Raw genomic sequence first — 18,633 nt, forward strand, 5'->3', positions numbered from 1 at the left:
GACTGATTAAAACAGATTTATAATCTGTTTATTTGTGTATCAGTAATGATGAAATTTCATCGAATAAACCTAACCGTATGGCGTTAATTATTTTAAATATTATTTTTTGTATTGCCTTTATTGGATTTGCCTATGTAAATCTCAATGATAAAGATTCCTGGCTATGGATCCCAATTTATATGCTGGCCTCTATTTGTTGCGGACTAGCCGTGTTTAATTTCTACTATCCATTTATATACCTTGGTGCTATTGTATTTTATCTAGTTTATGCAGTTATACTTTTTTTTGCAAAAGATGGCGTTCGCGATTGGTTGATGAAATATCGTAGACCAAGTATTGTGGAAAGTATGCAAGCAACGAAGCCATATATTGAGAAGACAAGAGAGTTTTTTGGTCTTCTGATTGTTAGTGGTGCATTAGCTATAAATTATTTTGTTGCTGTTAATTTATAAAAATTTATACTTGTGATTGATTTAGAAAAGAAAAAACAGCTAAGTGATATATTTCAAAAAATTATCCAACAAAACCTAGAATTAGATGCATGGTCTTGGTTGGACAATAAAGTGGAATTGATTAAAAATGAAGAAAAAACACTTCAATTAAATTTGAGTTTTTCCCAGCTCCCAAGAAAGCTTGGAAAAGAAAATATTGTTGTCCAATCCGAAGATGTTGCTGATCTAAAACAATTATTACCTGGCTTTTCTTTGGAAGCATGGACCATTGACCGATTATGTAGAGTATGGTTGTTGATGCAGTTACCTGATCAGAACAAGGAACAATATCTGAAAAAAATCAATACTTTATTTATTGCTTCAGAAATGAATGAACTGATTGCATTATACTCCGCTTTACCTTTCTTGAGCCATACCGAAGAATGGGTAGGTAAATGTGAAGAAGGAATCCGTAGTAATATAGGTACTGTATTGGAAGCAATTATGTATCATAATCCTTATCCATCAGTTATGCTTTCAGAAGGAGCATGGAATCAAATGATTTTGAAAGCATTTTTTACAGAGAAAGATGTTAAAAAAATTACTGGATTAAAAGAGCGCGTTAATCAGGCTTTAGCGAATACCTTGAACGATTATGTACAGGAACGCTTGGCAGCCCATAGAACTGTTCATCCAGAAATCTACCAATTAATAGAATTAGGAAAATAAAAAAATATTGAATTATGTGCTGTAATGAAAATTTCCAAGAAAGAAATTTAGGCGAAAGAAACCAAAGTACTCTTGATTTAAATGATATTAGTGGAATGAAGTTTTTTGACCCTCATATTCACATGACTTCACGAACTACCGATGATTACCAAGCAATGGTTGATGCCGGGATTGTGGCAATTATTGAACCTGCTTTTTGGTTGGGACAACCTCGAACAGGGATTGATAGTTTTACGGATTACTACAGTAGCTTAATTGGATGGGAAAGATTTAGATCTTCTCAGTTTGGTATTAAGCATTATTGTACAATAGGATTAAATTCACGTGAAGCGAACAATGAGCAATTAGCCGAACAGGTGATGGAATTACTGCCTCAGTTTATTTTCAAAGAAGGTGTGGTCGGTATTGGTGAAATTGGTTTTGATGATCAGACTGCTGCCGAAGAAAAATATTTCCGGTTACAGCTGGAGCTTGCTAAAGAAGCTGGACTTCCCGTGCAGATTCACACACCACATAGAGACAAGAAAAAAGGCACGCAACGAAGCATGGATATTGCTATTGAACATGGACTTTCTCCGTATTCAGTGATTATAGATCATAATAATGAAGAAACGGTTAAAGAAGTCTTAGATCGAGGGTTTTGGGCAGCTTTTACGATCTATCCTTTTACGAAAATGGGAAATGAACGTATGGTTGAGGTTGTTAAACAATATGGTTCTGAAAGAATTATGATTAATTCAGCTGCAGATTGGGGAATTTCTGATCCGCTTGCTGTTCCTAAAACGGCAGCTCTGATGAAACAATCAGGTATTAGTTTAGATGATATTGAATTGGTGAGTTACCGGAATGCAATTACCGCTTTTGGTCAAAGTGGACAGATAGACGAACGTGATTTTGTAACTATAAAAAATATTGATCAGTCTCAAAAATATGAAAGTAATTCTATTTTGCGTGGTGGTCAACAACCAAGGATAGATAAGAATTCGATCATTATTACTTAATCGTACACATATTGAAAAAATTAAAAGGATATATACGATTAATGAGACCAGCAAATGTCGTTACTGCAGTAGCCGACGCACTCGCTGGTATAGCAATATCCGGATATTTATTAACAGAAGGATGGAATTCTCCAGTACCTATTATTTTACTTTGCATTTCAACAATAGGGCTGTATAGTGGTGGAATTATTTTTAACGATGTTTTTGATGCAGATCTGGATAGAATAGAACGACCTGAGCGACCCATACCTAGTGGATTGATCAGCGAAAAAGAGGCCACAGTATTTGGATCTTTATTCTTCTTAGTTGGACTAATAGCAGCCTATTTCGTAGGAAATATCACAGTAATATTAGCCATAGCGATTATTTTAGCTTGTCTTGTCTACAACAGATGGGCAAAACATCATTCATTTTTAGGTCCGCTTAATATGGGACTTTGTCGTGGCCTAAACCTCTTGTTGGGAGTTAGTATTATAAGTACAGAGGTAAGTCAATGGTGGTTCTTGGCTATTGTACCTATTATCTACATCGCTTCTATTACAATGATAAGTCGGGGAGAAGTACATGGAGGAAGTAAAAAAATGCTTTATTTTGCAGCTGTACTTTATGCAGTTGTTATCACTAGCATTTTATTTTTCGCACAAACGAAGGGGGATATTATTATTACTCTTTTGTTTATCATTCCGTTCGCTTGGATGATTTTTAAACCCCTATTAAGAGCTATAAATAATCCGATAGGCCCCAATATAGGTAAAGCCGTTAAAGCAGGAGTGATTGCATTGATCCTCATGAATGCTGCATGGGCAAGTGTATTTGCAGATTGGAAAATTGCACTTGTCATTATTTTTTTATTACCATTATCTATTATACTGAGTAAAGCATTCGCAGTTACTTAATTAATGATTTTCAATTATGAGCTTTTTAGAACAGTCATTTAGTGTGAAATTTGAATATAAAATACATTTTACTAAATCGTTATTTCACACCGATAACCCTACTTTTACAGATTTTTTTAAAAGCAATCCGACAGATGTATTGCGTAAGATTTTTTTCGTCCTAGATCAGGGAGTTGCTGATGCACACGCAGATCTGGTTTCAGCGATCAGAACCTATTTCGATCAACAGCAAGAAGTACAGCTGATTCCTGAAATTTTGATTATACAAGGAGGAGAAGCCTCAAAAAATGATACAGGTCTATTCGATCGTTTGGTTGAAGCAGTAGATCAATACGGAATAGATCGACATTCTTACATTGCTGCGATCGGTGGTGGTGCCGTGCTTGATCTTGTCGGTTACGCAGCCGCAGTGTCACATCGTGGAATTAAACATATTCGTATACCAACGACTGTACTCTCGCAAAATGACTCTGGGATTGGTGTTAAGAACGGTATAAATTATAAGGGTAAGAAAAATTTTTTAGGCACTTTTGCTCCCCCCGCTGCTGTGTTTAATGATGATCAGTTTTTGTTAACATTAACGGATAGAGATTGGCGGTCAGGAATATCTGAAGCAGTTAAAGTTGCTTTAATCAAAGATCCTAGATTCTTTTATTGGATAGAAGATAATGCAGCGAAACTGGTGAGTCGTGATTTAGAGACCATGGATTACTTAATTGTACGTTGTGCCGAATTGCATTTAAACCATATCGCATCCGCCGATCCATTTGAGATGGGATCTGCGAGACCATTAGATTTCGGTCATTGGAGTGCACATAAACTAGAACAACTGAGTAATTTCAGTGTGCTGCATGGGGAGGCTGTAGCCATGGGAATAGCTTTGGATAGCACGTATTCTTTCTTAAGTGGATTGTTAACAGAAGATAAGCTGTTGCGCATATTGAATGTGCTGCTTCATGTATCATTTGATATTTCTAATCCATTTATTCAGATCAATGATGAAGAATCGCCTATACTTCGTGGTTTAACCGAATTCCAGGAACATCTTGGCGGTAAATTGACGATTACCTTATTGACGGATATTGGAACAGGTAAGGAAGTTCACCACATGGATCACCAGTTATTGATTGCGGCAAGTAACTATGTCTTAAATTTTACCAGCGCAACAGCTGGTTTGGATCATTAAATTAGTTAAAATGAAAGTTAATACAGGACATTTAACCTATTGCACCAATATTCATCCAGGGAAAAATTGGAATGATGATTTTACAGCTCTAAAAGATAATTTTTCTTTTATCAAAGAATCAGTTTCGCCTGGCCAGCCATTGGGAATAGGATTGAGATTATCAAATGTATCGAGTTTAGAACTTAGCGAGCAGGGTAATATAGCGGAATTTAAACATTGGTTAAAAGAAAATAATGCCTATGTTTTTACAATGAATGGATTTCCTTATGGAGAATTTCACCGTACTGTTGTCAAAGAAGATGTGCATACACCTGACTGGACTACCGAAGCACGTAAAGATTATACAATCAGACTTTTCACTATTCTTCAGTCCTTATTACCAGAAGGAATGGTCGGTGGAATTTCGACATCGCCGCTTAGTTATAGACACTGGTTCAAAACGACTACCGATTTTACGGAAGCCAAAAATGCTGCCACGATAAATATAGTTGCTGTAATAAAAGCATTAGTTACAATAGCAAATGCAACAGGTACGGTTATGCACCTTGACTTGGAACCAGAACCTGATGGAATCATTGAAACTGGACGAGAATTTATAGATTGGTATACAGACGATCTGCTTCCAACTGCTATTTCAGATCTTGTAGATTCATTTGGCATTACCGCTATCGAAGCTGAAGCTCTTACCAAGAGACATCTTTGCCTTTGTTATGACGTATGCCATTTTGCAATTGGCTATGAAGATCACGCCGATGTATTAAAAGAACTTAAGGAGAAAGGTATTGCAGTAGGGAAGATACAGATATCTGCTGCTTTGAAAGCAAATATGGATCAGTCCCCTGATCAGCGTATAGCTATTAAAGAAAGTTTTCAAAAATTCAACGAACCGACATATCTACATCAGGTAGTGGCCTTAAAAAGAGATGGCAAGCTTATTCGTTATACAGATCTAACACCAGCCATAGCAGATTTTGAGCACCAGGATGTGATGCAGTGGCGCGCACATTTTCATGTTCCTATATCTGTTCAAGATATTGGAGTCTTGCAATCAACGCAACAAGATATTATAGAAGTGTTGAATCTCCAAAAAGTTGCCCCTTTTACCGAACATTTGGAAGTGGAAACCTATACCTGGGAAGTATTGCCCGAACAGTTAAAAATACCAATAGCTGCATCCATCAGTAATGAACTGGAGTGGGTAATTAAAACAAATGTATAAGATGAAGAAAACAGTTGTAATTGACGTAGTTGGGCTATCTGCAAATTTAATAGGAAAATATACCCCATTTTTGGAACAATACATAAAAAGAAAAAATTTAGCAACTATAGCTCCAATGTTACCGGCTGTTACTACCAGCGTCCAGTCTACCTATCTTACAGGTAAAAAACCTACCGAGCATGGTGTGGTTGGAAACGGTTGGTATGATCATGTAGATTCGGAAATTAAGTTTTGGAAGCAGTCTAACAAACTTGTATTAGCGGAAAAGATCTGGGATAGAGCAAAAAAAGAAGACCCGAACTTTACGTGCGCAAATCTATTTTGGTGGTATAATATGTATTCAAATGCAGATTATAGCGTTACACCACGACCTAATTATCTGGCCGACGGTCGAAAGCTTCCGGACTGTTATGCAGAACCGGCAACATTGAGAGATCTTTTGCAGAAAAAGCTTGGTCAGTTTCCTCTTTTTAATTTTTGGGGACCTGGTGCTAATATTAAATCAAGCCGATGGATTGCTGATGCATCTATGATCACAGATGAACTGTATGATCCTACACTGTCTTTAATCTACTTGCCACATTTGGATTATTGTTTGCAAAAATTTGGAAATGATTGGTCTAATATCGGTAAGGAACTAGGTGAGATCGATATTCTGATTAAGGACTTGGTTGAATTCTATGAAAAAAGAGGAGCGAACATTATTATTCTTTCGGAATATGGTATTGTACCTGTAAATAATCCCATTCATATCAATCGAATACTAAGGGAAGCCGGATTATTACAGATCCGTGTAGAACGAGGTCTGGAATTATTGGATGCAGGAGCCTCCAAAGCATTTGCAGTGGCAGACCATCAGGTTGCACATGTCTATATAAATGATTTATCGGTAGTTGATCAGGTGAAGGATATGTTAGATAAATTACCAGGAATTGCGGTAGTGCTTGACAAAGAAGGTAAAAAGGAATATGGGATAGACCATGACCGTGCAGGAGATTTTGTTTTGGTTGCAAATCCAGAAAGTTGGTTTACTTATTATTTCTGGCAGGATGATGCTAAAGCACCCGATTATGCAAGATGTGTCGATATCCATAAAAAACCCGGATATGATCCTGTTGAAATGTTTATGTCTTCTAAATTTCGTGCATTATATAAACTGTTGAGAAAAAAAGCAGGTTTTCGTTACGTTATGGATGTAATACCTTTAAATGCTAATTTGGTAAAAGGTTCACATGGTAGTGTCAATACATCTTCCGAATTTCATCCTGTTTTGATTACGGATACGGAATTAAATAAAAACAGTATACAGGCAACAGAAGTATATGAGTTAATTTGGAAATCTTTGCATAGTAAAAAGAATTAAAGCTAATCACAGTAAAATCCGATCTAGAACAATATCTGTTCTTTTCAAGAATAAAAACAAAGCCATTCTTTTTTAAGAATGGCTTTGTTTTTTAATAATACGTTGATAAAGATCAACTCATTATTTTAATGAGTTGATATAAGCTGCAATTTTCAATCCATCAGCCTTAGAAACTTGTGGCATAGGCGGCATTTCTGTTGCATATCCAGGCCAGTTTTCTGGTTTAGGGTTGTAGATGAGCTGCAAAATTTTCTCATTTGAATATTTGCGTTTTGCAATATCAGTGAATGACGGTCCAATCTGTTTTTTCGTAGGATTGTGACAGGCTAAGCAAGTATTGCTAGTCAATATTCCCTTCACCTCAGCATAAGTAGGAGCTTTAGTTATTGTTTTCACTTCATTTACTTTAGCCTTTGCTTCAACAGGTTTTGCTTCTGTATTTTTTGTTTTAACAGTCGTAGTTTTTTTACCGGCAACAGTTTTATTATTTGCTGTTACTGTCTTTTCTGCCGGTTTAGCTGTAACTTCAACTACAGGGTCATGAGTAGAATTCCTGGTGCTAAGTGCACTTATTGCTAGTTTATCTCCAGATGGAATTGCATTTAAAGTATAGTAAGCTTCAGGATGGACAATTGAATAAAAGTTTTGTTTCTCACGAATACCATCTACACTTATGGTGTGGATATAATGTTCACGTAAACCATCGACAACAATTCTTGCTTTTAGGCCGTCGGGAGAAACCTTAACTCCTTTTATGTTTAAAGTCTCTTTATTTACTGGAGGAGAACCATATACAGGATGGTATTTATAGATGAAACTTTCAACACTGTATGAAGCTAGATCTTCAGCAGATTTTAAATCTACAGGTTGTGTAAATTCGATCTCAAAACCGTCTGGCATAGCTCTTACTGCTTTCATTTCAAAAGGCGTCTTGTTGTTGTATACTAAGCGCTCAAGTCCTTCATTTGCTTCACCTGCAGAACCCCACCCACGGTTGGTTTCACCGACAAATAAAGATCCATCTTGTCCCCACGCCATTCTCAAGACACCAGAACGGAAACCACTCTTAAACAAAAATGCGGCACCTTGTTCTTCACCATTTACCGTCTCTAAGAAAACACGTGAAATGATGCTCATACCTTGGTCACCAACGAGTAATTGTCCTTCAAATGGACCAAATGTGCCTTTCGGAATTTTGACCGGTTCAGAGTTTGAAATACCAAGAATACCATGCGGCAACCATACCGACGGTAAACGAATCTCTGGAATTTCTTTTTTCATTTCAAATACCGTTTTGAAATTCTCGTTGACTCTATTTTCAGGTTTGATGTAGCGACCTTCCGCATTTTTGATACGACGTTCATCTACTTTAGAATAGAAAGATTCAGATGATAACTTTAACGGTGAATCAGGTCTTTTTGTCCATACTAAACTGGCTGGATGTCCCATAAAATCTCCTTTACTGACCTTCCATAATCCTCCGGAACCAACCCAGTCACCTTGGTTTTCTGTATAGTAGAGTTGACCGTCAATCACATTTATTCCTGCTGGAGAACGCACACCTGCAGCCCATGGTTGCATTTTTCCATCTGCGCTAATGTTCATAATCCATCCACGCATAGGAACACGACTTTCTGCGCGCCACCACTCTTCATCACCAAAAGCTACATTTCCAGATACGAAAAAAGAACCGTCAGATGCGATTTTAGGACCAAAACTATATTCATGATAATGTCCGCTTAAAGGCCAAGCATACACAGTTTCATAAACATCAGCTTTGCCGTCCATATTTTTGTCAATTAGCTTCGTTAGCTCACCTCTTTGTGCAACATATAACGCACCATCTTTGTAAGCAAGACCTAAAATCTCGTGAAGACCCGTTGCAAATTTTCGAAAGTACGGTCTGTTGCTGGTGGGGTTTTCAACAATAAATACATCACCTCTACGGGTGGATATGCCTAGATCTCCATTAGGTAAAGTAACCAGGCCACCAACCTCTAAAACAGGTCCTTCGGGCATTCTTACTTTCATGATCTTAAAAAAATCTTCTTCTTTTGGTGTTTCTTGAGCTTGGGAAACAGTATAGCCAAAACTCAAAGCTAGCATTGCTAGCATTCTAAAAGTGTGTTTCATATAATATTTGTACTCTCTCAATTAGAATGAAATAGAATAATTTAATTGTTTGTCTAGGAGAATGATTAATTCTTTTCCTCCGTTAGCATCTCGAATAATAGGTTTAGGAGCACCTTTGTCAAGTTCAAGGTAATAAGACTGACCATCAACGAGGTAATACCCTTTCGCTAGTTCTTCAATTGAACTTGCATTTGCCATTAAAACATACAAGTTAGGGACAGTTTTGTCAATGTTTATGGATCTGTTCAGGCCTTTACCATCATTTGAAACCGTGATGAGATCGGTGACTTCAGCGCCATATATATTATATTTAAATTGTGGTCTATCCTCATTGTCGATAACATAACCTTTGGTTTTAAATCCACTACCAGTACTGTCAGTAGGCCATGTGGTTTGAACAGTTGCCAGCTGGGCTAAAGCAGGAGTAGCTTTCTTTACAAAAGATGTTACTGCTCCACGGGCTCTAGAAGTACCGTTTCCTCTACCGTCCCACATAGGAGTGGCATCAATAAATTCGCCATGCCATCCCTGCAATAATAGACCATTGTCCAAATCATAGCTGTAATGTGTCTTTAAAGGACTGCCGACAGATATTGCGTGTACAGCAAGCAACTTAGGGGCATAATTCACAAAACTTCTAATCATGGTATTAGAAGGTGCATCTATATAAATAGGGTCAGCGTCACCACCACCTCTATTGTTTACATTAATCTGTTCTTCGGGAAGTTTTGATATTTTAATATTTCGAAAAGCAACTGAACCATGATCGCCTTGAAGACGCAGTGGACCTAACGGCTTTTCTTTATCGGCTGCTCCGCCAGTTGGACCAAACAATTCAACATTATCCTGAACTAAAACACCATTAAGTTCCACAGCTAAAACTCTCGCATTTGAAGTCTTTTTTCCTGTAGCATCAAATTTAGGCGCTTGAAATGCAATTTTTAAGTGTTGCCATAGACCCGGTGCTTTGCTTGCATTTTGACGAGGAGCATAACCTTCAAAACCTTTGGATCCTTCTGGTCTAGCATCATCCCAACGTTCGTATATACCGCCATTGTCAGACGACATGGGTTGCAGCACTCCCCAAGAATCTTTAAGTTGAACTTCATAATTTCCCTGTAGGTAGATTCCTGAATTTGAGTTCTTTGCCATTAAGTAATCCAGTTCAAGAATTATATTTCCATGAACTGCATTTGTTAACAAGTCAGACCCCTTCATTTTATTAGAAGTGATGTTAACAAGGATACCGGATCCTTTTGTAGCTTTCAATTCATTCTCATTTCTTGGGTCAGAGATTACTTTTTCAGCAATAGTCCAAGATTTTCCTGTAGCATTGAAGGCAGCAAGATCATTAAGTTTAATTTCCGATTGATCGGTTAGCTGTTGGGCTAGTAATAATGTCGTTCCAAATAACCAGCATAGGCCGGTTGTTCCGAACTTCAAATAGTTTAATTTCATATGGAGTACTAGGTTTAAAAATTTAAATATAGTAATTTTTGTGCTTGCTAAAAGGATTTTGTGTAACAAAGTGAATATACTGACTGTTGCGGTTAATATTAAGCTATGATTTCTAAATATTCATATTACTGGTAAAATAGCTTCTAAAAATGGGCCAGCAAAATAATATATATATTGGCTAAAATAAAGCTAGTATGAGTGGGGTTATAGTTGCATCTTTATGTCAAGAATACAAATTTAAGTAAGTACAACCGATAATATTAAAATTTATTATGATTAAAACACTTTTGTCTAAGATTTCTTTACTATTGATTTTTATATCAGTTTTGAGTTCTTGCCATCAAAAGAGGTCCGGAAAACCAAGAGTATTGGTTTTCAGTAAAACTGCAGGTTTCCACCATAATTCTATTGAAAAAGGAAATATTGCCCTCCAGAAGTTAGGACTCGAAAATAACTTTGATGTTGATACAACAACAAATGCAGATTGGTTCAATGAAGATTCGTTAAAAAATTATTCAGCTGTGGTATTCCTAAATACGACTGGTGATCTTTTGAATAATTATCAGGAAGCTGATTTTGAGCGTTATATACAAGCTGGAGGAGGTTTTGTCGGTATTCACGGAGCTGCCGATGCCGAGTATGATTGGGGCTGGTATGGAAGGTTGGTAGGTGGATACTTTGCTACTCATCCTGAAGTCAAAGAAGGGAAATTAACAGTGGTTGATAAAAAACATCCGGCAACAAAAATGCTTCCCGATACTTGGGTACATACAGATGAGTGGTATGTCTTTAAAAGACGTTATGAAGCTACCCATGTGTTAATGAATATCAATAAGGAGGTATATGCAAATCCAGAACAAATGGCCGAGACACCAATGGCCTGGTATCATGATTTTGATGGTGGCCGTTCTTTTTATACAGGTTTAGGTCATCAAGATGAAGATTATTCAGACCCTTTATTCTTAAAGCATATCTTAGGTGCTATCGAATATGCAATCGGAGATAATTACGAATTAGATTATGGTAAGGCTAAAACAAAGCGGGTTCCAGAAGAGGAAAGATTTACGAAAGTTTCACTGGCTGTAGGCGAGTTCTTTGAACCTACCGAAATGGCCATACTTCCTAATTTGGATATTTTAGTAGCACAACGTCGGGGAGAATTGCTTCATTATAATCAAGAAACAAAAAAAGTAACTCAAGTGGGACTGTTAGATGTTTATCACAAAACTGAAACACCCAATGTTAATGCAGAAGAAGGCTTTATGGGGTTAACAATAGATCCGGATTTTGCAGATAATCATTATATATACGCTTTTTATAGTCCAAAGGATACATCTGTTAATCGTTTGTCACGTTTTGAGTTCAAAAATAATAAGTTAGACCTCGCAACCGAAAAGATTGTGCTTCAGTTTTATTCACAACGAGATATCTGCTGTCATACTGGTGGTTCTTTGGCATTTGATAAAGACCGAAATCTTTATTTATCCACAGGAGACAACTCAACACCATTTGATGAAAAGGATCAAAAATTTGTCAGCAATGGTTATTCACCGCGGGATGATAGGGCTGGACATGAGCAGTATGATGCCGCACGTAGCTCTGGAAATAGCAATGATCTGCGTGGTAAAATTTTGAGAATAAAAATAGCAAAAGACGGTTCATATCAGATTCCAAAAGGAAATTTATTTCCAGAGGGACAGGAAAATACAAAACCAGAAATTTACGTGATGGGAAACAGGAACCCCTATAGGATATCTGTTGACCCGAAAAATGGATTCTTGTATTGGGGAGAAGTGGGACCTGATGCCAATACCGATAGTTTAGGTAGAGGTCCTCGCGGATATGATGAGGTAAACCAAGCGCGTAAGGCAGGCTTCTTCGGGTGGCCATTTTTCGTAGGTAATAATTATGCCTACAATCCGTATAATTATGAAACTGGAGTTAGTGGACAGGCATTTGAGGTTCAAAAGCCAATTAATAGTTCCCGGAATAATACCGGTATAAAAGAATTACCGGCCGCACAACCGGCCTTTATATGGTATCCTTATGCAGAATCAACAGATTTTCCACAGGTGGGTTCAGGAGGGCGTAATGCGATGGCCGGGCCGGTATACTATTCGGATCTTTATCCAAAAGAAACGAGGTATCCAGATTACTATGATGGCAAGCTATTTATTTACGATTGGGTTAGAGGATGGATCAAAGCAGTCACTATGTTACCAAATGGAGACTTTGATAAAATGGAACCATTTATGCCACATACAAAATTAGCTTCTGCGATTGATATGGAAGTTGGTCCTGATGGAAGAATATATCTTTTAGAATATGGTAACGGTTGGTTCAGTAAAAATGCAGATGCAGCAATATCAAGAATCGATTATAATCCAGGTGAATTAGCTTCAAAACGTGTTAATAAAAATGTTTCGGCAAAAAAATCACCAAGTGATACGACTTATAAAGATTTAGATAAAGCAAACGGAGCATTGGGGCATAAAGAAGGATCAGATACACCAAAAGGAGAAGCTTTAGTGTTAGCTTCTGATTGTCAAGCATGTCACGGTGTCGACAAGAAATCAGTTGGTCCTGCATATACTGTAGTTGCGAAACACTATAAAGATAATAAGGACGCATTATCGTTGTTATCTAAGAAAATCATCAATGGTGGAGGCGGTGTCTGGGGTGAGGTAGCCATGCCGGCTCATCCATCACTAAAGCAAGAGGATGCGAATGAAATTGTTAAATGGATACTTTCATTATAAGGGGTTCCATAGATTTTTATTAAACGTTACAAAAGAGGTTGTATCATCAGATACAACCTCTTTTGTTTTCTCTGATTTGATGATTATTGACAGGCAATTACAGAAGATAGAAACGAGTAATCAATTTTCACGCATTGATATTCGGGATTTCTTAATACTTCATTGCTCAAAGGTAATTACGGGTGCCAATCCACTAAACCATTATACTCCGCATATAAATTCATTTAATAGAATTAATAAATTGACTTGGATATTTTGTCAATGTTTGTATATTTGTCCATTATCTTTAATTAATCTAAATAACAATGTACTACGTTAAGCAACTATTAATTGCGATGATTGTACTTTTTGGCGGTAACCAAATAGTTCAAGCTCACGCGATTTGGATTGAAAGTAATCCTGTGGGTATTAAAAATCAATCTCATACCATCCGGGTTTATTATGGAGAATATGCAACTGGAGAAATTGAAAAAACAAAAGACTGGTATTCTGACTTGAATCAGTTAAAACTGAATCTTGTAAATTCTGAGAATAAGGTTGAACTAAAACTTACTGATAAAGGAGATTATTTAGAAGCTAGTTTTGTACCTGCTAAAGATGGTATTTATCAGATCTTTGTTTCTCACCCTGCGAAAGAACTTGGAGGCACCACACGATACGAATTTTTAGCGCAAAGCCAGATTCAAGTAGGTAAAGACGCTGCATATGCAGCAATACCGTTAGCTGCTCACTTTATCTTCCAAAACAAAATCTTTAAAACAAATGGTCTGGTAGAAATTCAGTTATTACGCGGAAATAGTCCAGTCGCTGATAAAGAAGTTTTAGTGATGTCTCCAAACGGTTGGAGCAAAAACTATAAGACTGATAGTCAAGGTAAAATTAAGGCAGAGGCTATCTGGGCTGGTACTTACGTAATCGAAAACAGTCATATGGCCGATCAATCAGGAACTTGGAACGATAAAACCTACAATAAGAATTGGCAGGGACTTACCGCAAGTTTTCAAGTAAAATAAAAGAAAAAGCGTCATCTAGAACGGTAATTCTAGAATGACGCCAAAGGTAGTCTAACGGTAATTAGGCTGCCTTTACTACTACGTTAAGCATGTAGTATATCCCTAAAAGTGTTACAATTAAAAGACAATGCAAAATAGCAAAATAATATTGACTATTGGTATGTCGTTATGCGTTTTGAATGGCGTAGCGCAAAATAAAACCAATAGTTATAAAGGCCAGGTAAGATCTGCGACTGAGGTGGTTCCTTTCGCAACAGTAAAAATAGATCAACAAATTATTCGTGCTGATAAAAATGGAAATTTTTCATTTACAAATAACAAATCTACTGTTGATATCCAAATAACTGCCGTTGGTAAAATCACGGTCAATAGACAGCAAGTGGTTTTGTCCAATTACTTCAATAGTCCTATTCTTATCGAAATGCAAGATGATAGTCAAGGGATCGATGAAGTAGAAGTGATGGGGCTTACAAAAATTAAAGAGATAAATCGTCAAGCCTTCAATGTTACAGCGATAGATGCAACAAAATTATATAATTCAACATTAAATATTGCAGATGCACTGGATAAAGTATCTGGTGTACGTGTACGTGAATCAGGTGGTGTGGGTTCGAATACGAGTCTGACACTTAACGGGTTCTCGGGTAATCATATCCGTTTCTTTTTGGATGGAATTCCAATGGACAATTTCGGTACTTCTTTTCAAATTAATAATATACCGATCAATTTAGCAGAAAGAGTAGAAGTATACAAAGGTGTTGTTCCCATTTGGTTAGGTTCTGATGCCTTAGGGGGAGCTGTTAACATTGTTACTTCTACTAAAGCACGCACCTTTGTAGATGCTTCATATTCCTATGGTTCTTTTAATACCCACCGAACAGCTGTCAATGCTGGTGTTACCAATAAAAACGGGCTTACGGTATTGTTAAATGCCTATCAAAACTACTCAGACAACGATTATACCGTAACAACATTAGTCTCTAATATCAATACTTGGGAATCGAAAGAAAATGTTAAAGTAAAGCGGTTTCATGATAAGTACCATAATGAGGCTTTAGTAGCTCAGGTTGGCGTGTCCAATAAAAGTTATGCAGACAAATTATTGCTAGGTATTACTTTGGGGCAGAACTACAAAGAAATCCAAACCGGAGCCCGTATGGTTTCGGTATTTGGAGGTTGGCACCGTCGCGGAAATACAGTTATGCCGACTTTAAAATATCAGAAAAATAATTTGATAAAGGGTCTGGATGTTACTTTAAACGCTAACTACAACTTTGGTAAGGAGCAGAATATTGATACGCTGAATAGACGGTACGATTGGTACGGTAATTATAAAGAAATGGGTACCAATGGGGAGCGTAGTCGACAGCTGTATGTTTATAAAAACAATGAAGGTATTGCATCTTTAGCAGCTAACTATAGACTTTCTGATCGTCAGTCTCTTTCTTTAAGTAATGTCGCGACTACTTTTAACCGTAAAGGAGAGGATGAACTCAATCCTCAAAATAGTAATCTTGAACAAGGCCAACGTTCTATCAAAAACGTGATGGGTTTAGGGTATAGTTATGATGTCAAAGATCATTGGAGTACAACAGTTTTTGGAAAAATGATCACACAGAATAATAAACTTGAGGAAGCTGAGTCCTCTTCAGTTACCCGCTTCGGGTATGGACTCGCATCTACATATTTTATTCAGCGGGATCTACAGATAAAAGCTTCTTATGAAATGACAAATCGAATGCCGACTTCCTACGAGATCTTTGGTGATCTGGAAAATCAAGAAGCCAATGGTAACCTCAAACCCGAACGCAGTCACAATATTAATTTGGGTGCTATATATGGGTGGAAGCAGGGCGATGATCATCGTTTTTCTGTAGCTGGAAATCTGATATATCGCTATTCTTTTGATTTTATTTATAATAGATTGAATAATAATCAATCGAAATTGGTGGCTGATAACCGCGATGGTGTGAGCACACGTGGAGGAGATTTAGATGTACATTATTCTTATAAAAACTTTTTGAATTTTGGAGGTTCATTGACTTACCAGTACTTACAAAATAAGCAAAAGTATGAACCTGGGTATACAGGAGTGAGCCCTGTTTATAATGACCAGATGCCAAATATTCCTTATCTATTTGGAAATACCAATGTAGATGTTTCATTCCATGATTTTGGTGGGAAAAATAACAAGCTAACGGTCGGTTACAATCTATTGTACGTACACGATTTTTGGCTGTATTGGCCTAGTCGTGGAAATTCATCTGCCAATAAAAAACAGATTCCTAAACAGTTAAGCCACGATGTTAATCTTGTATATAGCTTAGGTTCTGGTAAATATAATATTGGTGTTGAGGGACGCAATTTGGCGAACGCAAATCTTTACGACAATTTTAGTTTGCAAAAACCTGGACGCTCTTTCGCCATTAACTTACGCTATTATTTTCAGCGTGATCATAAATAAACAAATAGTAAATTTTAAATATTAATACATATAGCATGAATAATACACTTAAAACCGTGATTGCCATCGCTTTTTTAGCAAGCACGACAGTGTCATGTAGCGATAAGGATAAAATAGATCTTGATACAGTCAAGGGCAATTATGTGCTGGCAGTTTCTCCTGTAGCATCGACAGGTGTGGCAGATTATTTATTGACTGCACCAGATTTGGAATCGGGAAGAGTAACCACTGCAGGGCAGGGTGTGGAACAAGATGGTACCTATCGTTATTACGTTACACACAACAATAAGTTTTTTTCCATGCTTTACGGCCAAGGTAACCCTGGAGCAGTAGCCGTTTATAATTTATTAGATGGTAGATTAAACAAGCTTTCTGATTTTGTGACAGAAACTGTACAGGCTTTTGCACCCGTGAATGAGGATATCGTGATGATGAAAATTACGCGTGCTATGACTAATCCGTTGGTAAATTATTATCGATTGAATACCGATAATCTCTTGTTAGCAGGAGAAGGAACAATAAATGTACAAAAAGTTGCCGGAAACGGAGAGTCAGCATTCTTCACTTGGATAAAACAAGTCGGAAATAAAGTATATGCCCCTTATATGTCCATCCAGGCTTGCTGTAAAGCCGCATTTGATACTGCTTATCCTGATAGTGCTTATGTTGCGGTCTATTCATACCCCGAAATGAAATTGGAAAAGGTAATAAAAGATGATCGCATGAGTTATATCGGTCGTTATTTTAGAGATGGATTAGCCGTTGATGAGCAAGGGGATGTCTATGCTTTTTCTTCGGCAGTAGCCACAAAAGGTGGAGCTATTACCTCTAAAAAACCTTCTGCTATTTTACGTATAAAATCTGGAACTACTGAATTTGATAAAGGATATTATATCGATATCGAAGCTATCAGCGGGGGAAAAAACATTACAAATTGGATCTATGTAGGTAAGGGGAAATTTGTTGTTCAGATGACCACAAAAGCAGAAAAAGGTGGGTATACAGATGGAAAACGTATTGGTATACTGGATGTTTATAATAAAACATACCAAGATGTAACCGGAATGCCTGAACTAAGTAAAATTAAGGAGATTTCATATAATAATTATACAGCAAAAGATGGAAATGCTTTTATTGGAGTTGCATTAACAGATGCGGTGAGTTATGTATATAAAGTTAATGCGTCTACTGCAGTAGCAACACAGGGTTTGAAAGTTGAGGGGGGATCAATAACTGCTGTCACACGTATTCAATAAATATTTAGTATAAAAAATTGTTTCATATCAATAACAGATAGAGCATAAGGGAATCTCAAAGAGATTCCCAAGTTCTATCTTTTAATTTGCTTTTCTCATTATGATAAGTACAGTATGTTTAATATTGTTTATTGCATTTATGTTATGGATGAATACTTCCAAACGTATTGCATGGAAGAATAAATCCAAACTTTGGTCCTATCTTGCCGATCGAAAAAAACAATCACGTACAATAGCAATAGTTCTGTTCCTAATAGCTACTGCCTGCTTGATTTATGCTGTAGGTATAGCCAGTGGAATATTTGCTTTTTTTGTTATCCTGATGTGTATGGGCTGTCTAGTAGTCTTTTTCTTTCCTTTTTCCTACTTTGGTTATCGTGTAGTATTAGGAGTTTATTTATGTTCATTTCTGATTGAAGTATTTATCCATTAATATATGCCTGCTAATAAAAAATATTTAACAAAATCTCCCTGGATAAGGCTTTGTCGTATTTTGTTGGGAATCCTAGGTGGTTATACGGTCATGATCAGTTTTCATGTATTATTAACAGTATTATTTCCACCAGAAAATGTAATTGCTACAGCCTTCTTTACCGGATATTTACTTTGGGCATTTTTATTATTCTGGGCATTTTTAGAACCTAAATTGTGGCGGTTGGCACTAACTTATATTGGCCTTACTTTATTGTTTTCGCTACCTTATATTATCAATCATTAAGTTTATA

At 36.9% G+C, this 18,633-nt stretch carries 15 protein-coding genes; 13 read left to right on the forward strand and 2 right to left on the reverse strand.

Annotation, left to right across the window (positions count from 1 at the left end):
- Positions 1–77 precede the first annotated feature (77 nt).
- The 7 genes from ACFS6I_RS12410 to ACFS6I_RS12440 are packed head-to-tail and all read left to right on the forward strand — an operon-like array spanning position 78 to position 6,825.
- Positions 78–452, forward strand: a complete 375-nt coding sequence (locus ACFS6I_RS12410; RefSeq protein WP_132770816.1) for a transmembrane 220 family protein — start codon at positions 78–80, stop codon at positions 450–452.
- Between the two features lie 12 nt (positions 453–464).
- Positions 465–1,160 (forward strand): EboA domain-containing protein, encoded by a 696-nt coding sequence (locus ACFS6I_RS12415; RefSeq protein WP_380920971.1) that lies wholly within the window; start codon positions 465–467, stop codon positions 1,158–1,160.
- A 14-nt stretch (positions 1,161–1,174) separates the two neighbouring features.
- Positions 1,175–2,161, forward strand: a complete 987-nt coding sequence (locus ACFS6I_RS12420) for a TatD family hydrolase (protein WP_380920973.1) — start codon at positions 1,175–1,177, stop codon at positions 2,159–2,161.
- 41 nt (positions 2,162–2,202) lie between these two features.
- The gene (eboC, locus tag ACFS6I_RS12425) at positions 2,203–3,057 is read left to right on the forward strand and encodes a UbiA-like protein EboC (RefSeq protein ID WP_380920975.1); all 855 of its coding nucleotides are present in this window, start codon (positions 2,203–2,205) and stop codon (positions 3,055–3,057) included.
- Positions 3,058–3,073: 16 nt separating this feature from the next.
- Positions 3,074–4,243: a 3-dehydroquinate synthase gene (locus ACFS6I_RS12430; RefSeq protein WP_380920976.1), complete on the forward strand. Its 1,170-nt coding sequence runs from the start codon at positions 3,074–3,076 to the stop codon at positions 4,241–4,243.
- A 10-nt stretch (positions 4,244–4,253) separates the two neighbouring features.
- Complete coding sequence (gene eboE, locus ACFS6I_RS12435) at positions 4,254–5,462, forward strand: metabolite traffic protein EboE (protein WP_380920978.1); 1,209 nt, start codon at positions 4,254–4,256, stop codon at positions 5,460–5,462.
- Position 5,463: 1 nt separating this feature from the next.
- Positions 5,464–6,825 (forward strand): alkaline phosphatase family protein, encoded by a 1,362-nt coding sequence (locus ACFS6I_RS12440; RefSeq protein ID WP_380920980.1) that lies wholly within the window; start codon positions 5,464–5,466, stop codon positions 6,823–6,825.
- Between the two features lie 120 nt (positions 6,826–6,945).
- Here ACFS6I_RS12440 and ACFS6I_RS12445 read toward each other — a convergent pair whose 3' ends face one another.
- Positions 6,946–8,958 (reverse strand): hypothetical protein, encoded by a 2,013-nt coding sequence (locus ACFS6I_RS12445; protein ID WP_380920982.1) that lies wholly within the window; start codon positions 8,956–8,958, stop codon positions 6,946–6,948.
- Positions 8,959–8,979: 21 nt separating this feature from the next.
- A complete protein-coding gene (locus tag ACFS6I_RS12450) occupies positions 8,980–10,416 on the reverse strand; it encodes a 3-keto-disaccharide hydrolase (protein ID WP_380920984.1) in 1,437 nt (478 codons plus the stop codon).
- 272 nt (positions 10,417–10,688) lie between these two features.
- Between ACFS6I_RS12450 and ACFS6I_RS12455 the strand changes: the two genes are divergently transcribed.
- The 6 genes from ACFS6I_RS12455 (at position 10,689) to ACFS6I_RS12480 (ending at position 18,626) form a co-directional block, all read left to right on the forward strand.
- Positions 10,689–13,175, forward strand: a complete 2,487-nt coding sequence (locus ACFS6I_RS12455) for a ThuA domain-containing protein (protein WP_380920986.1) — start codon at positions 10,689–10,691, stop codon at positions 13,173–13,175.
- Positions 13,176–13,480: 305 nt separating this feature from the next.
- A complete protein-coding gene (locus ACFS6I_RS12460; protein ID WP_380920988.1) occupies positions 13,481–14,188 on the forward strand; it encodes a hypothetical protein in 708 nt (235 codons plus the stop codon).
- A 127-nt stretch (positions 14,189–14,315) separates the two neighbouring features.
- A complete protein-coding gene (locus tag ACFS6I_RS12465; protein ID WP_380920990.1) occupies positions 14,316–16,652 on the forward strand; it encodes a TonB-dependent receptor domain-containing protein in 2,337 nt (778 codons plus the stop codon).
- Between the two features lie 35 nt (positions 16,653–16,687).
- Positions 16,688–17,908 (forward strand): DUF4374 domain-containing protein, encoded by a 1,221-nt coding sequence (locus ACFS6I_RS12470; protein WP_021189973.1) that lies wholly within the window; start codon positions 16,688–16,690, stop codon positions 17,906–17,908.
- Positions 17,909–18,008: 100 nt separating this feature from the next.
- Positions 18,009–18,341, forward strand: coding sequence for a hypothetical protein (locus ACFS6I_RS12475; RefSeq protein ID WP_132770794.1), 333 nt, complete (start codon positions 18,009–18,011; stop codon positions 18,339–18,341).
- Between the two features lie 3 nt (positions 18,342–18,344).
- Positions 18,345–18,626, forward strand: a complete 282-nt coding sequence (locus ACFS6I_RS12480) for a hypothetical protein (RefSeq protein ID WP_380920993.1) — start codon at positions 18,345–18,347, stop codon at positions 18,624–18,626.
- Positions 18,627–18,633: the final 7 nt, after the last annotated feature.

It is taken from the genome of Sphingobacterium anhuiense, from assembly GCF_042686355.1.
Lineage (GTDB): Bacteria > Bacteroidota > Bacteroidia > Sphingobacteriales > Sphingobacteriaceae > Sphingobacterium > Sphingobacterium anhuiense.